The organism is Streptomyces sp. NPDC001380 (assembly GCF_042895785.1).
Classification (GTDB): Bacteria; Actinomycetota; Actinomycetes; order Streptomycetales; family Streptomycetaceae; genus Peterkaempfera.
Genome location: NZ_JBIAWP010000011.1, coordinates 106,232 through 123,160, shown reverse-complemented (window position 1 = coordinate 123,160; position 16,929 = coordinate 106,232). Strand labels below are relative to the sequence as shown.

Annotated in this window: 16 protein-coding genes; 8 read left to right on the top strand and 8 right to left on the bottom strand. The window is 76.0% G+C overall.

The window, feature by feature from the left end:
• Positions 1-63 precede the first annotated feature (63 nt).
• The 3 genes from ACFY07_RS15970 to ACFY07_RS15960 form a co-directional block, all read right to left on the bottom strand.
• Entirely contained in the window at positions 64-1,587 is a 1,524-nt protein-coding gene (locus tag ACFY07_RS15970; protein ID WP_390869194.1) for a WXG100 family type VII secretion target, read from the bottom strand.
• Positions 1,587-1,949 carry a hypothetical protein gene (locus ACFY07_RS15965; protein ID WP_230651916.1) on the bottom strand — a complete coding sequence of 121 codons (363 nt, stop codon included), beginning with the start codon at positions 1,947-1,949 and terminating at the stop codon, positions 1,587-1,589. The genes ACFY07_RS15970 and ACFY07_RS15965 overlap by 1 nt, the downstream gene beginning before the upstream one ends.
• Before the next feature lie 106 nt (positions 1,950-2,055).
• Positions 2,056-2,217 (bottom strand): hypothetical protein, encoded by a 162-nt coding sequence (locus ACFY07_RS15960; protein ID WP_390869284.1) that lies wholly within the window; start codon positions 2,215-2,217, stop codon positions 2,056-2,058.
• A gap of 568 nt (positions 2,218-2,785) precedes the next feature.
• On the opposite strand from ACFY07_RS15960, the gene ACFY07_RS15955 reads away from it, so the two are divergent.
• A complete protein-coding gene (locus tag ACFY07_RS15955) occupies positions 2,786-3,790 on the top strand; it encodes a cytochrome P450 (RefSeq protein ID WP_390869193.1) in 1,005 nt (334 codons plus the stop codon).
• 86 nt (positions 3,791-3,876) lie between these two features.
• Here the strand turns inward: ACFY07_RS15955 and ACFY07_RS15950 are convergent, their stop codons facing one another.
• The gene (locus ACFY07_RS15950; RefSeq protein ID WP_390869192.1) at positions 3,877-4,305 is read right to left on the bottom strand and encodes a PPOX class F420-dependent oxidoreductase; all 429 of its coding nucleotides are present in this window, start codon (positions 4,303-4,305) and stop codon (positions 3,877-3,879) included.
• 108 nt (positions 4,306-4,413) lie between these two features.
• On the opposite strand from ACFY07_RS15950, the gene ACFY07_RS15945 reads away from it, so the two are divergent.
• Complete coding sequence (locus ACFY07_RS15945; protein WP_390869191.1) at positions 4,414-5,214, top strand: NAD-dependent deacetylase; 801 nt, start codon at positions 4,414-4,416, stop codon at positions 5,212-5,214.
• Positions 5,215-5,483: 269 nt separating this feature from the next.
• Complete coding sequence (locus tag ACFY07_RS15940) at positions 5,484-7,547, top strand: hypothetical protein (protein WP_390869190.1); 2,064 nt, start codon at positions 5,484-5,486, stop codon at positions 7,545-7,547.
• A gap of 100 nt (positions 7,548-7,647) precedes the next feature.
• Here the strand turns inward: ACFY07_RS15940 and ACFY07_RS15935 are convergent, their stop codons facing one another.
• The 3 genes from ACFY07_RS15935 to ACFY07_RS15925 all read right to left on the bottom strand — a co-directional run bounded on the left by ACFY07_RS15935 (position 7,648) and on the right by ACFY07_RS15925 (position 9,763).
• Entirely contained in the window at positions 7,648-8,463 is an 816-nt protein-coding gene (locus tag ACFY07_RS15935) for a VWA domain-containing protein (RefSeq protein ID WP_390869189.1), read from the bottom strand.
• Positions 8,464-8,674: 211 nt separating this feature from the next.
• On the bottom strand, positions 8,675-9,469 hold the full coding sequence (locus ACFY07_RS15930; protein ID WP_390869188.1) for a metal-dependent hydrolase: 795 nt from the start codon (positions 9,467-9,469) through the stop codon (positions 8,675-8,677).
• Between the two features lie 81 nt (positions 9,470-9,550).
• The gene (locus tag ACFY07_RS15925) at positions 9,551-9,763 is read right to left on the bottom strand and encodes a hypothetical protein (protein ID WP_230651935.1); all 213 of its coding nucleotides are present in this window, start codon (positions 9,761-9,763) and stop codon (positions 9,551-9,553) included.
• 179 nt (positions 9,764-9,942) lie between these two features.
• Between ACFY07_RS15925 and ACFY07_RS15920 the strand changes: the two genes are divergently transcribed.
• The 5 genes from ACFY07_RS15920 to ACFY07_RS15900 all read left to right on the top strand — a co-directional run bounded on the left by ACFY07_RS15920 (position 9,943) and on the right by ACFY07_RS15900 (position 16,060).
• Positions 9,943-12,120 carry an N-6 DNA methylase gene (locus ACFY07_RS15920; RefSeq protein WP_390869187.1) on the top strand — a complete coding sequence of 726 codons (2,178 nt, stop codon included), beginning with the start codon at positions 9,943-9,945 and terminating at the stop codon, positions 12,118-12,120.
• A 188-nt stretch (positions 12,121-12,308) separates the two neighbouring features.
• On the top strand, positions 12,309-12,626 hold the full coding sequence (locus tag ACFY07_RS15915) for a type VII secretion target (protein ID WP_390869186.1): 318 nt from the start codon (positions 12,309-12,311) through the stop codon (positions 12,624-12,626).
• A gap of 7 nt (positions 12,627-12,633) precedes the next feature.
• The gene (locus ACFY07_RS15910) at positions 12,634-13,899 is read left to right on the top strand and encodes an amidase domain-containing protein (protein WP_390869185.1); all 1,266 of its coding nucleotides are present in this window, start codon (positions 12,634-12,636) and stop codon (positions 13,897-13,899) included.
• 6 nt (positions 13,900-13,905) lie between these two features.
• On the top strand, positions 13,906-14,454 hold the full coding sequence (locus ACFY07_RS15905; protein WP_390869184.1) for a hypothetical protein: 549 nt from the start codon (positions 13,906-13,908) through the stop codon (positions 14,452-14,454).
• 187 nt (positions 14,455-14,641) lie between these two features.
• Positions 14,642-16,060 (top strand): uracil-xanthine permease family protein, encoded by a 1,419-nt coding sequence (locus ACFY07_RS15900; RefSeq protein ID WP_390869183.1) that lies wholly within the window; start codon positions 14,642-14,644, stop codon positions 16,058-16,060.
• A 187-nt stretch (positions 16,061-16,247) separates the two neighbouring features.
• On the opposite strand, the gene ACFY07_RS15895 is transcribed toward ACFY07_RS15900, so the two are convergent.
• Positions 16,248-16,928 (bottom strand): DUF6308 family protein, encoded by a 681-nt coding sequence (locus tag ACFY07_RS15895; protein ID WP_390869182.1) that lies wholly within the window; start codon positions 16,926-16,928, stop codon positions 16,248-16,250.
• Position 16,929: the final 1 nt, after the last annotated feature.

Here is a 16,929-nt window from a genome sequence, read left to right as displayed (position 1 = left end):
GGCCCCGCGCGGTGCGCGCGGGGCCACTGCCGACGTTCTGCTCGGGCTCGCGGCGAGTCCGGTTCATTCGATCACGGGCGGGTTCACCGGGCCGTCTCCGCCGGTCCAGGTGTCCTCGTCCTCGACCAGGTAGTCAGGACGACTGCCCCGCTTGTCCTTCTTGCGCTGGCCCCCGGCCCCCGCACCGGGCATCGCACCACCGTTCCGGCCGTTGGCGGACGCGTTGCCGCGGTTGCGGCCGAGCCCGGAACCACCCTCGGTGAAGGCGCCACCGGCGCGCTTGCCGTCTGCGCCGATCATGCCGCCGCCGCGTCGCGCCAGTCCGCTTCCGCGCGAGCCGGCCCCGGCTCGGCCGCCGCCCATGCCCGACATGCCGCCCATGCCTCCGGCGCCGGTTCCGGTACGGCCCTGCCCGGCGGCGGAGCCACCGCCTGCCCCTGTGCGGCCCGCGGTCGTACCGCCTCCGTACCCGCTCCCTGTACGGCCGCCGGTCGACGACGTGCTGCTGCCGCCTCGCGCCCCGCCGTAGCCGCCGCCGGGCAGGCCGCCGCCGGTGTATCCACTGCCGGAACCGACGCCTCCGCCGGCGGACCCGCCGCCGTATCCGCCGCTGCCCGATCCGCCGCCTGTCCCGGAGCCGATGCCGCCCGGGACCTGAGTGCCCGGTGTGGTCGAACCGCCGCCGTGGCTGTCAATGCCTGTGTGGGAGGGCGGCTGTGTGTCGATCCGGTGGTCCCCGCCCGGAGGCGCCGTTCCTCCTCCGGGCGGAGTCCCGCGGGTCTGGTGAATGCCGATGTCACCGTTGCCGGTGTGTGTGCCGTCGCCCACCGAGCCGGGATCGCGATAGGTCGGACGGGTGCTTACCCGGCGATCGCCGCTTTCGGTGCCCCCGCCGATACCGCGAGGACTTTTCGGGGCGGGGCCGACGTCACCGGGCGAATTGATCCTTTGCTTCGGCGGCGACGGGATCGGGTTGAGGTGTCCCTTGCCGGACGAGTCCGGCGGAACCATCACGTTGCTGGCGGCCTTGTACTGCGGCGCCAGCCGCTCCATCACCGCGATGGCCTGCTGGTGCCGCTCCTCCAGGAGCGACAGGCTGCCCGAGTTCCTCTGCACCGCCGCGTCACGGTCCATGCCGGCGGCGACGTCGGCGCGGAACTGCGTGTCGCTCCGGCTGCCGTCGCCCAGCTTGTCCTTGGCCTTCTCCCACGTGCTGGGCACGTGGATGGAGGCCATCTCGGTCTTGGCCGCCTGGAGGGACCGGCTCGCGTGCCTCAGCGCGTGGGAGGTGTTCTCGGCGTGGAGGCCGGTGTTGCTGATGCTCTCCTGGAGGACGGCCGAGCGCTGGGCGAAGCCGTCGGCGGCCGAACCCTCCCAGTGGGCGGCGATGTGGTCCGTGGCGGCCTTGAGCTCCCGGGCGGCCGTGTCGAGCTCCCGCTTGACGCTCATCCAGTGGTCGGCGACCTCGTCCATCCGCTCGGGGCGGCTGTTCTCGACCATCTGCTTGATCGGGATGAGGTCCCAGTGCTCGAAGTTGGTGATCCCCGCACGGGTGGTGCCCATCGGGACGTCGACCCTGTCGCTCATCAGGCCAGCCTCGATCCGGACTCGGGCTGCGCGCCGCCGCTCATGGCCGTCCGGATGCTGTACTCGCTCTCGCGGTACGAGTCCGTCACGGCCTTCGTCTTGCCGCCGAAGTCGTCGATCATCGCCTCGAGCTTCCTGATCAGCTCCTCGAGGGACGCCTTCATCCGCGTGTGCGCCCCGTGCAGCTCGTGCGCCTCGGGGAAGTCCCATCCCACGTCCGACGCCGCGAGCACGGTGTTGTACGTGGCCTTGCCGGCCGTCTCGCCGAGGTTCCTCTGCAGGTTCCTCAGCCTGGTGACGACCGCCTCCAGTTCGTCCGTATTGACCCGGTAGCCGTTGGCCACTGCGCGTCCCCCTGCCATCGCTGGTTCCCCGTCAACGTCAGCTGCCCCACAGCCCGGGGCCGGACGATCCTATCCCGTCCCGATCTGACAGGAACACTGCACCATCGCCGCCCCGGACGGCCGGTCAGCGGTCGGGGAGGAGGTCCACCCGGTCGAAGTGCCGGGCGACGGTCCGGCCCCCGGGGCTGCGTGCCGGGTAGACCCGGCCCATGCCGCCAGCCCCGAGCCGTGCGACCAGGCGGTAGGGGCCGGGACGTGCCGGATCCGCCGCCTCGAGGTGCTTCATCGCGCTGTCGCTGCCTTCCGTGGCGTGGTGCGGGAGGACCGGCCGGGCGGTACGTGCCCGGAGAGCGCCGTGGTGCCCGGGCCGCCGCCGACAGGCGCACCGGGCGGTTTCCCCGCGTCCGCCGGGTCCGCGACGGGCGTCCCGCTGCTACCGTCCTGCGAGGGAAGGCTGTTGACGTCCGATCGGCCGGGGGGCGGCGTGCGGGGAAGCCGGGACGGACAGGACGGCCGGAGCCGGCGTGACGGCCGGGACCCGTCCGCCGCCGACGGCGGGCACCGGGCGCAGGCGCAGGCGCCGGCGCCCGGTGCGGACCCGGAGCCGCCCCTGGTCGGCACCCCGGACTTCAAGGCCGACGCCCACGCCCGCTAAGCCGCCCTGCGGGCTCGCGGCCCCGTGCACCGGGTGCGGTTCGCCCGCGGCCTGGAGGGGTGGCTGGTGGTCGGCCACGACGCCGCCCGCGAGGCGCTGCTCCACCCGGCCCTCGGCAAGGACACCCCCCCCGGCCGAGGCGGCCCTGGAGGCCGCCGGCTACCTGTCGAACCGGCCCGGCGTCGGCCTGGGCGGCAACATGCTGACCGCCGACCCGCCCGAGCACACCCGGCTGCGCCGCCTGGTCGCCGGGGCGTTCACCCCGCGCCGCGCGGAGGCGCTGGCGCCCCGCGTCCGGGACGTCGCCGACCGGCTCGTCGACGCCTTCGCCCCGCTCGGCGAGGCCGACCTGGTGGCGTCCTTCACCGCCCCCCTGCCGATGACCGTCATCTGCGAACTCCTCGGTGTGCCCGAGGAGCAGCGCGACGGCTTCCGCACCTGGTCGCAGCAGGCGCTCGGCAACCCGTCGTCCGCCGCCCGCGAGGGCGCCGCCGCGCTCAGCCGGTTCCTGGCCGACCTGCTCGCCGCCAAGCGTGCCCGGCCCGGCGACGACCTGCTCTCCGCGCTGGTGGCGGTGCGGGACGAGGAAGACGGGCGGCTCTCCGACACCGAACTCGTCGGCACGGCCGTCCTGCTGGTGGTCGCGGGCCACGAGACCACCGTCAACCTGCTGGGCAACGCCCTGGTGGCGCTGCTGCGCCACCCCGGCCAGGCGCGCCTGCTGCGCGAGCGGCCGGAGCTGCTGCCGGGCGCGGTGGAGGAGTTCCTGCGGTACGACGCCCCGGTGGAGCTCACCCCGCAGCGGTTCGCCGCCGACGACGTCGAGCTGGGCGGGTGCCTCATCCGCCGCGGCGACATCGTGCAGGTCGCCCTGACCTCGGTGGGCAGGGACGGGTCCGGTGCCGGCACCGCCGACCCGGGCGCGCTGGACCTGACCCGGGACGCCGCCCGCCACCTCTCGTCCGGCCACGGGATCCCCTACTGCCTGGGCGCCCCCCTGGCCCGCCTGGAGGCCGCGGTCGCGCTCGGCACCCTGCTGCGCCGCCTCCCCGGCCTGGAGGCGGCGGTCCCCCTCGACGAGGTGGCGTGGATCCCGTCGGGGATCATGCGCGGACCGGTGGCGCTGCCGGTGCGCTTCACCCCGCAGCCGGGCGCCGCCCTCCCCGGGCAGGCCGCCGCCCCGGACGCGCGCGTCCCGGACTGAGCCGCGCCCGGCGCACGGCGGCCCGCCGGGCCCCCACCGGACAGGCGGGACGCCGTGGCGAGGCGCGCGCCGGCCGGGGAGCCCCGTCAGTCGGCGAGGTCGCGGACCGCCACGGCCTTCTCCACCCGGATCCGCACGAGCAGTTCCCCCGGCACGCCGTTGCGGGCCCCGTACTCCTCGGCGCGGTCCTCCCCCATGTACCGGGCGGCGATCCGCGTCGCCCAGCGGCGGACCTCCGCCAGGTCCTCGCTCAGCTCCGCCCGCCCCTCCAGCACGGCGAAGGAGTAGGGCGGCCGCTCGTCGTCGACGCAGAGCGACACCCGGCCGTCCCGGGCGAGGTTGCGGCCCTTGACCGTCTCCTTCCCGGTGTTGAGGACCACGTCGTCGCCGTCGAGCAGGAACCAGACCGGCGCCAGGTGCGGGCGGCCGTCGGCCCGGGTGGTGGCGAGCTTGCCGGTGCGGGTGCCCTCGCTGACGAAGGCCCGCCATTCGCTGTCGGTCATCGGGGTTGCCATGCCGTCCATGGTGGCCGAGCCGGGCGGCCGGCGCACCCGCCCGCCGCCTCCGGCGGCCGCCCCGCAATCCGTTCGCCCTCCGCGAGGTGCGCCTCCTAGCCTTGCCGTATGGACGAGCAGCACCGCACCGCGCCGGACGACGGCGACGCAGCGCACCGCCTCCCCCTGGTGGCGGTCCTCACCGGTGCCGGGATCTCCACCGACTCCGGCATCCCCGACTACCGCGGCCCCGACGGCGTGTGGCGGCGCGACCCCGAGGCGGAGAAGCTCGTCACCTACTCGTACTACATGGGGGATCCCGGGATCCGCCGCCGCGCGTGGCGGGTCCGCCGCGACGCGCCGACCCTGCGGGCCGAGCCCAACGCCGGCCACCGCGCCCTCGCCGACCTGGAGCGCACCGGCGTGCCGGTCCGCGTGCTCACCCAGAACGTCGACGGCCTGCACCAGCGGGCGGGCCTCCCCGCCCGCAAGGTCCTCGAACTGCACGGCACCGCCCACCGGACCCAGTGCACCCGCTGCCACGCCCGCGACGACATGGGCGCCGCGCTGGAGCGGGTGGCGGCGGGCGAGGACGACCCGGCCTGCCTCGTCTGCGGCGGCGTCCTGAAGTCGGCCACCGTGATGTTCGGCGAGGGACTGGACCCGCAGGTGCTGGGACAGGCCCGCTCGATCGCCCGGGCCTGCGACCTCTTCCTGGCCGTCGGCACCTCCCTGCAGGTCCATCCGGCGGCCTCGCTGGTCGACGTCGCGGTCGCCAGCGGCGCCCGGCTGGTCGTCGTCAACGCCGAGCCCACCCCGTACGACCCGCTCGCGGCCGAGATCGTCCGCGAGCCCATCGGCACGGCCCTGCCGAGGCTGGTGCGGCGCATCGCCGAGGAGGCCGGCGCCCCGCTGCCCGGTGCCGGCTGAGGGGCCCGGCCGCGCTGCGGCCGTCCCCGGACCGGTCGGCGGCCGGAGGACGGCAGGCGGGCGACCGGCGGGCGATCGGTGGACGATCGGGTGTGACATCGCCGGGGTACGTGCGCGCGTTCACGCCCCACCCGTATTGTTGGCGTCCATCGCCGCTCCGGAGCACCAACCGCCCCATGGCGCCCGAACCGCGGCAGCAGCCCGGCCGGCCCCGTCGCTCACCGCGTCGGCCGGAACCGTCGACCTCCTCGCCCCGAACCGGACCCCACATGCCTGCGCCACAGCCCCACAGCACCGAAGAAGCCCCCGCCGCCTCCGTCCCCGAGCCGCGCTCCCACACCTCCGCACCCGCCCCCGGCGCCCCGGCGCCGGACCCGGCGGAGGCAGACGGCGACCGCTCCGGCATCCGCGACCTGCTGCGCGGCCACGCGGCCCAGGGCGGGTTCGCCCCCGCCGACGCCGCCGGCCCGTGGTCCGCGGCGGCCGGCACCGTCACCACCGCCGAGGAGGCCCGCGCCGCCTCCACCGCGCTCGCCGAGCTCCGCGGCCGCGACCTGCCCGCGCTGCGCGCCGCCGCGCCGCGCATCGCCGCCGCCACCCCGCTCGCCGAACCGGCCACCGCCGCCGAACTCACCGCCGCCGCGGCCCTGCTGGTCCGCGTCGCGGCCACGCTCGGCACCCTGCGGCCCGAGGCGTACGAGGCCGACCTCGACGCCCTCGCCGACGCCACCGCCACCGGCGGCCTCGCCCTGGGCCCCCGCCGCTCCCTGGTCAAGCAGGCCAAGCGGCTCGCGGTGTCCCGCTGGGTGCGGCGCGCCGTCCTGCACGCCGCGCTGGTGGAGGCCGCCGCGGTCCGGGCCGACTGGCAGAAGGAGGCGCCCGGCTCCACGCCCGCGGCGCCGTCCGACGCCGACCTCTTCGGCGAACTGGTCCAGCACGTCCAGGGGATGGAGGCGAGCCTGCGGGAACTGGACCGGCTCCTCCCCGACGCCGGACTGCAGGGCCTGCCGCTCGCCGAACTCGCCGAGCTCCTCGACGTCCTGGCCGCCGACGAGGGCACCCTCCACCGCCTGGCCTCGCTCCACCAGCAGCGCGCCGAGCTGGAGCGGGCCGGTCTGGGCTCCCTGCTGGAGAAGCTGGCGGACGTCCAGGCCGACGCCGACCGCGCGGTGGCGGAGTACGACGCCCTGCACGGCGGCGACGCCGGGGCCGAGGACGGTTCGGACACCGCCGCGCACGACGACGCCGGGTCCGAGGACGCCTCGCACGACGACGCCGCGCACGACGACGCCGCGCACGACGACGCCGCGCACGAGGACGCCGCGCACGAGGACGCCGCGCACGAGGACGCCGCGCACGAGGACGCCGAGGACGCCGGGTCGGAGTCGGCCGAGGCCGAGGCTGTGGCCGGTCCGGGCGACGACGCCGTCCCGGCTCCCGTGGCGGAGCACGGTCCCGACGCGGCCGAGCAGGTCGAGGACGTCGAGGCCGTCACCGCCCCTGCCGACGAGGTGGAGACCGCCCCGGCCCCGGCCCCGGCCGCCGTGGCCGAGGACGAGCCTGCTGCCTCGCCCATGCCCGCCGCCGAGGTGCCTGCTCCGGTCGTCGTTGAGCCCGAGCCCGAGCCCGTTGCCGTGGCCGAGCCTGTCGCCGAGCCCGAGCCCGAGCCCGAGCCCGAGCCCGAGCCCGAGCCCGAGTCCGAGCCCGAGCCCGTTGCCGTGGCCGAGCCTGTCGCCGAGCCTGTCGCCGAGCCGGAGCCGGAGCCCGTTGCCGTGGCCGAGCCTGTCGCCGAGCCCGAGCCCGAGCCCGAGCCCGTTGCCGTGGCCGAGCCCGTCACCGAGCCCGAGCCGGAGCCGGAGCCCGTTGCCGAGCCCGTCACTGAGCCCGAGCCCGTTGCCGTGGCCGAGCCCGTCACCGAGCCCGAGCCCGAGCCCGTCACCGAGCCCGAGCCCGAGCCCGTCACCGAGCCCGAGCCCGAGCCCGAGCCCGAGCCCGTTGCCGAACCCGTTGCCGAACCCGAGCCCGAGCCCGCCGGATCGGCCGCCCCCGCCACCGCAGAGCCCGTCGTAGCGGAGCCCGCCGCCGCTGCGTCGAGCCCGGCGGCCAGGACGCGCCGCCCGCGCAAGCCGTCCCTCACCCCGGGGCGCCCGGTCGCCGCCTACTCGGCCGCCGACCTCACCGCCCTCGCCCGCTGGATCGACAGCGACGGTGTCGGACGCACCGACGAGGAACTGCTGCGCGCGATCATGAAGGAGCTGGGCTTCACCCGCCTCGGCCCCCGTATCAAGGAGGCGCTCTCCGCCGCCGTCGGGGCGGCCCGCGCCGACTCCTGACACCCGTCCGGCCCGTACGCGTCCGGGGCCGCCTCCCGGGGACCTGTCCGTCCCCGGGAGGCGCCCCCCGCCGTGTCGGCGGGCCGGACGCGCGGTGCGGTCAGCGCAGGACGCCTGCGGCGCGCGCCGCAGCGAGCCAGGCGGGGAACTCCGCGAGCAGGCGGTCGTACAGCACCTGGTCGGGCACGGAGCGCGGGTCGCGCCCGGCGGCCAGGAAGCCGGCGTTGTCCACCACCCGCTTCGCGGGCACCGGCAGCTCGTCGAGCCTGCGCAGGAAGGCGAACTCCTTGCCGTCCGGGTCGCCGAAGCCCACGAACTGCCAGAACAGCGGCAGCCGCGAGGCCTCGCAGAGCAGCCGTTCGGCCGCGCTGCGGGAGGTGGGCCCGCCGTCGGTCTGGAAGACCACGAACGCCGGGTCGGTCGCCCCGGAGGCCCGGTAGTGGTCGATCACGGACTCCATCGCTGCGTGGTAGTCGGTGCGGCCCATGTGCCCGTACGACGCGTGGAGGCTGCCGATCCGGCCGGCGTGGTCGTCGAGGGTGAGGCCGGCGACGCCGTGGACGCCGGTGGAGAAGAAGACCACCGGTACCGTGCCGTCGTCGTCGAGGTTCGCGCACAGGCCGAGGACCTGCTCGGCCAGGTGCTGCACGGTGCCGTCGCGGTAGAAGGGCCGCATGGAGCCGGAGCGGTCGAGGACCAGGTAGACGGCCGCCCGCAGCCCGGACAGGCCGTTCTTGCGCAGGCTGACCCCGGCGGCCTTGTACAGGTCGACCAGGCCCGGTGCGGCGCTCGCCACCCGCTCGGCCCCCACTGCCGCGCCGCCCGCGGAGCCTCCCGCGCTCCCGGGACGGGGCCCGTCCCCGCCGCCGCCCCGGCCCTCGCCCGCGCGGGGCCGTTTCACGTAGTCGATCGCCATGGTCGTGCTCCTCCGCCGGGCGCCGCCGCCCGGCCCGGTCGCACGCTACCGCCCCGCCCGGCAGCCGTCAGGCCTTCCGTCCGGTCCGCGTCCGGAGGCCACGGGCGGAGGCCACGTCCGGAGGCCACGTCCGGAGGCCACGTCCGGAGGCCACGTTCGGAGGCCCTGCGCACCGCGCTGCCGCGCCGCCGCGCCGCCCCGTGCGGCGGCCTCAGCCGAAGAAGCCCAGGGCGGCCGCGGCGCCCACGCCGCCGCAGACCATGAAGATCGGCGTCAGCACCTTCACCTCGACCCAGCTGCCGGCCCGGAACCGCATGGCCTTGGGCGGCCCCAACGGGTACCAGCGCTTGCGGCCCAGCGGTATCGGCCACAGGATCGGGCAGCCCGACACCGTCAGCGCGTCGCCGATGCAGTGGACGAGGGCGCCGAGCACGATCGGCAGGCCGACCCACAGGTACTGCTGCCCCGGCTCCGTGAACAGCCAGGAGGAGCCGTTGCCGGGCTTGTCCAGGATGTCGGCGAGCATCCAGGCGCTGGTGGCGCCGAGGAGCCAGACCAGGACGTCGCTGGAGACGCGTGCCTGCCGCCAGAGCAGTCCCTCGATGGCGAGCACCATGTGCACGAAGAGCACCGCGAGCACGCCCCACCGGCCGCCGTACACGCAGACCGCCGCCGCGCCGCCGCCGAAGAGGACGGCCCACAGCCAGGTGTGGGTGAGGGTGCGGTGGCCGCCGGAGCGCCGCGGGTCGCCCGCGCCGCGGGTCGACTTGTAGACCGCGTACGACAGCTTGTCGATGACCTCGCACATCCAGCGCGACACCGGGCCGAACGCGCGGGAGATGGTGGCGGCCTTGTGGTCCAGGTCCGGTGCCAGGGCCGCGCCGGCGCAGATGAGCGCGCCAGTGACCAGCACCGGCCAGGGCATGGGGTGGTCGAGCGCGTACGCGCCCGCGCCGACACCCAGCCACGCGGCAGCCCCGGACAGCGAATGCGCCGGCCCCATCATGGTGATCCCCGCCCCTCGTTCCGCGTCCGGCCTGCCCCTCGGCGTCCGGACCGGCCGCAGCATAGCGGTCCGGATGATCGACTAGGGCGCGGGGGCGGTCGCGGTGACGGTCACGGTGGGCCCCGGGACCGGCGTCGACGCGTGGGTCCGGCCGGAGCCGAAGGCGGAGCCGAGGCCGAAGAACATCACGGCGACGCAGCAGCACATCAGCACCTGTCTGCGCAGGGCCGCCCGCTGCTCCCGGGTCGGCCCCTGCGGCGTGCCGTCGTACCAGCCGTCGTGATGCGAGCTCATGGGGCCCAAGCATCCGTGCGGATTGTGAACTCTGTCAAGGGTTGGGTTTTGTCGCGGCCGTCCACCTCTGTGACGGAACTGTGGCTCCGATGTGAGCTGGGTCAACGTGGGGCGCGTACTCGGTATATTCACACCAGGCCCCCTCGAAGACCGGAGACACCGTGTCCAGGAAAGTCACCGTGACAGCTGCGGAGGTCGCCCGGCTCGCCGGGGTGGGACGGGCCGCCGTCAGCAACTGGCGCCGGCGCCACGAGGACTTCCCGGCACCGGCGGGCGGCACCGACGTCAGCCCCCTGTTCGCCCTCTCCGAGGTCGAGGGGTGGCTGCGCAGGCAGGGCAAGCTCGCCGCCGCCAACCAGCGGGACTGGCTCTGGCCCCACTTCGACGCGCTCGGCGACCGCGACCGCATGGGCCTCGCCGTCGCCGCCGTCGGCGCCGCCTGCCTGCGCGGCGGCCCCGACCGGACGCCGCTCCCCCTCCCCGGCCTGCCCGACCTGGCCGAGCCCGCCGACCCGGACCTGGTGGACCGCGCCGTCGAGGTGGCCCGCGCCGAAGGGCCGTACGAGACCTTCGAGTTCCTGCGGGGGCGCTGGCTCGACACCCACGTGCGGCAGATCAGCTCCACCCCCGGGGAGCTCGCGGAGCTGATGACCGCCCTCGCCCTGCCCGACGGGGACGCCCCCTCCGCCGGGGCGTCCGCCCCCGCCCCCACCGTCCTCGACCCCGCCTGCGGCACCGGCACCCTGCTCTCCAGCGCCCTGCGCCGCACCGCGGCCCAGGGCCGGCCCGCCGCCCTGCTCGGCCAGGAGTCCGCCCCCACCTGCGCCGCGCTGGCCGCCGTGCGCCTCGCCTTCGAGTACCGGGCCGCCGCCGGGTCCGCCGGGTCCGCCGGGTCCGGACCGGCGGCCGGGAGCCCGCCGCCCGCCTTCCCCGCCCCCGACATCCGGACCGGCGACACGCTGCGCGCCGACGCGTTCCCCGACGTCCGCGCCGACGCCGTGGTCTGCAACCCGCCGTTCAACGAACGCGACTGGGGGCACGACGAACTCGCCTGGGACGACCGCTGGGCCTACGGCCTGCCGCCGCGCACCGAGTCCGAGATCGCCTGGGTCCAGCACGCCCTCGCCCGGCTGCGCCCCGGCGGCACCGCCGTCCTGCTGATGCCGCCCGCCGCCGCCTCCCGCCGGGCGGGGCGCCGCATCCGCAGCGCCCTGCTCCAGCGCGGCGCGCTGCGCGCCGTCGTCGCCCTGCCGCCGGGCGCCGCCCCGCCCCACGGCGTCGCCCTCCACCTGTGGGTGCTGCGCAACCCCGGCGACGCCCCGGCCCCCGACTGCCTCCTGCTCGTCGACGCCGCCGGGGCCCAGGCCCCCGCCGGCCAGCCCCACGCCCCGCAGCCCGCCGACGGCCGCACCGGCCCCGACTGGCCCGCCGTCCACGCCGCGGTCCTCGACGCCTGGCGCGAGTTCGAGAGCCGCGGGGAGCACACCGAGGACCGCCCCGGCCGCCACCGCGCCGTCCGGGTCATCGACCTGCTCGACGACGAGGTCGACCTCACCCCCGCCCGGCACATCCCGCAGGGCGTCGCCGCGGGGGAGGCCCCCGACCTCGGCGGCCGCTGGGACGACCTCGCCGCCGCGCTCCGGCAGGCGGACGTCCTCTCCGCGGACCTCCGCGCGCTCGGCTCGCCCGCCGGCACCGCCGCCCCCGCGTCCTCCGGGGACCGGCCCGCCGCGGCGTCCCCGGTCGGCGTTCCCCAGACCACCGTCGGCGACCTGCTGCGCAGCGGCCACCTCTCCCTCCACCCGGGCACCTCCGCCCACCAGCCCCTCGTCCGCGACGGCGAGGCGCCGCCCGGCGCCGTACGGGTGCTCACCGCCGCCGACGTCCTCGCCGGCGCCGAGCCGTCCGGCTGGCTGCCGGCCGCCGAGGTCGACCCCGCCTGGACCGTCACCCGCCCCGGCGACGTCGTCGTCGCCGTCGCCCCGCACCACGCCGCCACCCGGGTCGCCGACGGCGTCCCGGCCGTCCTCGGCCCGCAGGTCCACGCCCTGCGCCCGGACCCCGGCGCCCTCGACCCCTGGTTCCTCGCCGGCAGCCTGCGCAGCCGCGCCAACGTCCGCCAGGCCGGCACCCACGCCTCCACCACCTCCCGCGTCGACCTGCGCCGGATGCAGCTGCTGCGCCTCCCGCTCGCCGAGCAGCGCCGCTACGGCGCCGCCTTCCAGCGGCTCGACGCCTTCGAACGCACCGTCGCCCGCGCCGCCGCGGTCGGCGACGACCTGGTGCGCTCCCTGACCGACGCCCTCGCCGCCGGCCTCGTCCCACCGGAGCCGGAGGGCGCCGCCGGGACCGGCTGAGCCGCCCCCGCGGCGCGCCCACCCGGCCCGCACACCGCACCACCGCACAGCTGCACCAAGGCACCACGGCACCACGGCAAAGCCGCACCACCGCACCACGGCACCGCCGTCCGTACGGCGGAGCTGCACGAACGACCCGCACGCACGCAGACACGCAGACAGCAGACACGGACACACGGGGGAAACCAGTGCCCGACATCCACATACGTCCCGACACGCTCCGGCAGTCCGCCACCGGCCTGCGCACCGTCGCCGGCGGCGTCGGCCCGCGGGCCGGCCACTGGCTCGACGCCAGCTTCGCCGCCGCGCTCTCCCACGGCGGCTGGGAGTCCGCCGGGGCGCTCTCCGGCTGCGCCGCCGCCTGGCAGGACCACATGAAGCAGGTGGTCCGGCAGCTCCACGACCACGCGGACCGGCTGGACTACTCGGCGGGCTCGTACGAGTCCGCCGACGCCGAGGCCACCCGCCGCCTCCGGCAGGCGCTGACCGACCTGAACGCGGGCTGAGGCCCCCATGGTGACGATCGCCCAGCTCAAGCAGGCGAACCCGGCGATGTGGCAGTCCGCCGCCGAGGGCTGGCTCAACCTCGCCAAGGAGTCCGAGCAGGCCTGCAACGACATCCACGACCAGGGCAGGGGCCCCCTCGACGAGCACTGGCAGGACCGCGTCGGCCAGGCCGCCCGCGGGCAGCTCGCCCGCGACGCCGACACCCTGGAGGCCGGCGCCGACATCATGCGCGGCGTGGCCATGGTCCTCGACGGGCTCACCACCAGCATCGAGTACGCCCAGCGCACCCTCCAGGACGGCCTGGACCTCGCCGCCCGGTACAGCTTCGACGTCGACGGGCAGACCGGCGCCCTCACCCCCAACGGGAGCGGCGACGTCCCCGAGGGCCACCGCTACGGCGCCGAGGTCTCCGCGCTGCTCGACGAGGCGCTGCGGCAGGCCGGCCAGGCCGACCGGAAGGCCGCCGACGAGCTGCGCAGGCTCGCCGGCACCACCGGGGTCACCGACCCGGACGTCGCGCTCAACCGGTACCAGGGCGAGGCGTCCCAGACCGAGCTGTCCATGTACAGGGGCGACATCCCCGACGGCTCGGACCCCGCCCTGGTCTCCGAGTGGTGGGACTCCCTCACTCCGCAGCAGCAGGAGCAGCTCAAGCTCTCGAACCCCGTCGAGATCGCCGGGCTCGACGGCATCCCCGACGGCGTCAAGCAGGAACTGCGCGGCACCGACGGGAAGTTCGACCGCGTGGAGTTCGTCCGCTGGACGATGGAGCACTGGGACGACGACAACGTCGACATCGACGGCGAGAACAACTGCACCAACTTCGCCTCCGAGGGGCTGCACCACTCCGGCGTGCAGTACAAGGGCTGGAACACCCTCGACGACGACGGCTGGGGCAAGAGCACCGCCGGCGGCTGGGGCTGGGACTGGCTCGACCGCAACGGCCACACCCACACCAACTCCTGGGGCGGCGCCCAGAACCTGCACGACTTCCTGAACCGCAACGGCAGCCACGAGGTGCCGCTCTCGCAGGCGAAGCCGGGCGACATCATCTTCTTCGAGGAGGCGTCCGACCAGAACGAGCACATCAAGCAGGGCACCATCCACCACACCGCCGTGGTCACCGCCGTCACCCCCGACGGCGACATCCGCTACACCCAGCACAGCGACCAGCGGCTCAACGTCTCCCTCAACGGCCGCGAGCACCACGAGACCACCGCCGAGGGGCAGCAGAACATCCGCGTCGTCCGCGTCGAGCCGAACTGGTACTGAGAGCCGATGAGCAGCCACCCCGAACCGCCCCGCAGCCCCGCCCCGCAGCCCCCGCCGCCGCACGGGGCCCCGCCGCCCCACGGCCCGCCGCCCCACGGCCCGGTGCCGTACGGCACCGGACCCCACGGACCGGGAGGGCCCGTCCCGGGCCCGCCCGGCCCCGGCGGGTACGGGCCGGCGGCGCACCCCCCGCGGACCCTCCGCGTCCGGGGGCCGCTGGCCCTGCTCGTCCTCGGCCTGGCCGCCACCGGCTTCGCCCTGTGGTCCTGGAACCGCCACGTCGGCGCGTTCGTCGACGCCTGCAAGCCGGGGCCCGGCATCCCGGCGTCCGGGACGGCCGCCGCCGTCGGCGGCCTCCTCCTCGGCCTCGTTGCCACGGTCTGGCTCGCCCGCCGGGTCCTGGCCGCCCCGCGCCGCGGCGCGGGGGCCGTCGCCCTGGTGATCGCCGCCGTCCTGCTGCTGGTCCAGGCCGTCGAGGCCAAGGAGGTGCTGGGCTCCCGCGGCCCCCAGGCGAACCCCTGCTCCGGCAGCCACGCCCCGTCCCGCCTGCCCTGACCCGCCTCGGCCTTCCCTGACCCGCTTCCGCCCGCCCCGCCCGCACTCCCGCCCGCACCCGCCGGTCCCGACCCCGGCGGGTGCGGCCGTGGCGGTCGGCCCCGGGGCGCGCGCTGTGCGAGCATGGCCGACGGCCGGGCGCGGACCCGGCACGTGACCAGGACGGACGACGGCGAAGGGAAGCGGCATGGTGCTCGGCCTCGGATGGAGACTCCACGGGGACGGACGCACCCCCGGCCCCGGCGAGGTCGTCAGGCCCGGGGAGCGGCTCTCCTGGCCGCGCACGGTCGGGCTCGGTGCGCAGCACGTGGTCGCCATGTTCGGTGCGACGTTCGTCGCACCCGTCCTGATGGGCCTCGACCCGAACCTCGCGGTGATGCTCTCCGGCGTCGCCACCATCCTCTTCCTGCTGATCACCCGCGGGCGCATCCCCAGCTACCTCGGCAGCAGCCTCTCCTTCGTGGGCGTCGCCGCCTCCATCAAGGCGGCCGGCGGCGGCATCGGCACCGTCACCGGCGCCATGCTGGTGGTCGGCGTCGTCCTGGCGGCGGCGGGCGTGGCGGTCCAGGCGCTCGGCGCCCGGGTGGTGCACGCCGTGCTGCCCCCGGTCGTCACCGGCGCCGTCGTGATGATCATCGGGTTCAACCTGGCGCCGGTCGTCGCCCGCACGTACTGGCCGCAGGACCAGTGGGTCGCCCTGCTCACCATGGCCTTCACGCTCTGCGCGATGGTCGTCGTTCGCGGCTTCCTCTCCCGCATCGCGGTCTTCCTCGGACTGGTCTTCGGCTACGTGCTGTCCTGGCTCTTCGACCGGATCTTCGGGCAGATCCACGCGCCGAACGCCGCCGGCCAGGTCACCGACCACTGGCGCGTCGACCTCAGCGGGGTCGCGCACGCCGACTGGTTCGGCCTGCCGGCCGTCCACGCGCCCGACTTCAAGCTCTCGGCCGTGCTCCTCGCGCTGCCCGTCGTCGTCGCCCTCATCGCCGAGAACGCCGGGCACGTCAAGGCCGTGGCCGAGATGACCGGGGACGACCTCGACCCCGACCTCGGCCGGGCCATCGCCGCCGACGGCGCCACCACCGTCCTGTCCACCTCCCTCGGCGGACCGGCGACCACCACCTACGCGGAGAACATCGGCGTCATGGCCGCCACCCGCGTCTACTCCACCGCCGCGTACCTGTGCGCCGCGCTCTTCGCGATCCTCTTCGGCCTCTGCCCCAAGTTCGGCGCGGTCGTCGCGGCCACCCCCGGCGGCGTCCTCGGCGGCATCACCGTCGTCCTCTACGGCATGATCGGCCTGCTCGGCGCCAAGATCTGGCACGAGAACGACGTCGATCTCGGCAACCCGCTCAACCTCGTCCCCGTCGCCGCGGGCGTCATCATCGGCATCGGCAACGTCTCGCTGACCTTCAGCCAGGACTTCAAGCTCGACGGCATCCCCCTCGGGACCCTCGTCACCATCCTCGGCTACCACGCCCTGCGCCCCCTCGCCCCGCCCCACCTCAAGGGCGAGCCCCCGCTCATGGACGCCGCCGAACCCGGCGGCGACGGCGACGGCAACGGCCACGGGGACACCGGCGGCGGGCCGCGGACCGGCCGCTGAGCCTCCGCCGGAACCCCCGGGGGACGGCCGCCGGGAACGTGCGCGACGAGGCACCGCGAGCACGGATCCAAGCGGGGGACGGCGGCCCGGCCGGGCCGGGCCGCCGGTACCGTGGTCGACGCCCGGGGCAGCCGGGCACGCCTGTCGCATCGTCCGTACCTCCGGGCGGGAGGCTGCGGTCCGGTGCTCAGTTGCCCGAGTCCGTGCAGCGCCCCTTCGGGTGCAGGCTGTGCTCCTCGTGGTGGCGCATCCACAGGACGACGTCGAAGACACGCAGGGCGCTCACCTCCTCTGGGAGGCCTGCCGACTTCCGAAGGCCCAGCAGCAGGTGTTCCAGTGCGTGGCCGTCCGCCCGGAGCTCCTCACGCAACGGGGACCAGAAGACGGGCTTCGGCCACCCCAGGACGCAGCGGACCACGTCGTCGATGACGGGAAGCAGCCGCGGGCGCTTCCGGGCCAGGAGCTTCGAGGTGATCGTCTCGCCCATGCCCTTCCGGTCCCGCAGGAGCCGCCACGCGCGGTCGGCGGCCGATCCGCCGTCGACCACGTCCGGGGCGGCGTGGGCCAGGTCCAGATCAGCGGGGATCCCCGAGAGCAATGCGGCCAACTCGTCGCCGAGCGGGCCCTCGAGCAGTTCGATCGAGACCTCCGCCGGCACCTGTACGCCCAGCAGCTGAACCGCCACGAGATCGGCCGCCGTGACGCGGTCGCGGACGGAGGCTCCGCAGCCTGAAACAGCGAGCCGCTCGAAACGCGCACCCGTGTAGCGGCCCTCGTGGAAGTAAGCGGTCAGGGCCTGCTGGGCCGACGGGTTTTCGAAGAGGGCCCGCAGCGACGGTCCGTGCAGGCCCTTGGTCGTTGATGCCATG

Excerpts from the sequence above, each read along its gene's own strand:
- ACFY07_RS15970 (WP_390869194.1), bottom strand. The coding sequence starts at position 1,587 with ATGAGCGACAGGGTCGACGTCCCGATGGGCACCACCCGTGCGGGGATC.
- ACFY07_RS15965 (WP_230651916.1), bottom strand. The coding sequence starts at position 1,949 with ATGGCAGGGGGACGCGCAGTGGCCAACGGCTACCGGGTCAATACGGAC.
- ACFY07_RS15960 (WP_390869284.1), bottom strand. The coding sequence starts at position 2,217 with ATGAAGCACCTCGAGGCGGCGGATCCGGCACGTCCCGGCCCCTACCGC.
- ACFY07_RS15955 (WP_390869193.1), top strand. The coding sequence starts at position 2,786 with ATGCTGACCGCCGACCCGCCCGAGCACACCCGGCTGCGCCGCCTGGTC.
- ACFY07_RS15950 (WP_390869192.1), bottom strand. The coding sequence starts at position 4,305 with ATGGCAACCCCGATGACCGACAGCGAATGGCGGGCCTTCGTCAGCGAG.
- ACFY07_RS15945 (WP_390869191.1), top strand. The coding sequence starts at position 4,414 with ATGGACGAGCAGCACCGCACCGCGCCGGACGACGGCGACGCAGCGCAC.
- ACFY07_RS15940 (WP_390869190.1), top strand. The coding sequence starts at position 5,484 with ATGCCTGCGCCACAGCCCCACAGCACCGAAGAAGCCCCCGCCGCCTCC.
- ACFY07_RS15935 (WP_390869189.1), bottom strand. The coding sequence starts at position 8,463 with ATGGCGATCGACTACGTGAAACGGCCCCGCGCGGGCGAGGGCCGGGGC.
- ACFY07_RS15930 (WP_390869188.1), bottom strand. The coding sequence starts at position 9,469 with ATGATGGGGCCGGCGCATTCGCTGTCCGGGGCTGCCGCGTGGCTGGGT.
- ACFY07_RS15925 (WP_230651935.1), bottom strand. The coding sequence starts at position 9,763 with ATGAGCTCGCATCACGACGGCTGGTACGACGGCACGCCGCAGGGGCCG.
- ACFY07_RS15910 (WP_390869185.1), top strand. The coding sequence starts at position 12,634 with ATGGTGACGATCGCCCAGCTCAAGCAGGCGAACCCGGCGATGTGGCAG.
- ACFY07_RS15905 (WP_390869184.1), top strand. The coding sequence starts at position 13,906 with ATGAGCAGCCACCCCGAACCGCCCCGCAGCCCCGCCCCGCAGCCCCCG.
- ACFY07_RS15900 (WP_390869183.1), top strand. The coding sequence starts at position 14,642 with ATGGTGCTCGGCCTCGGATGGAGACTCCACGGGGACGGACGCACCCCC.
- ACFY07_RS15895 (WP_390869182.1), bottom strand. The coding sequence starts at position 16,928 with ATGGCATCAACGACCAAGGGCCTGCACGGACCGTCGCTGCGGGCCCTC.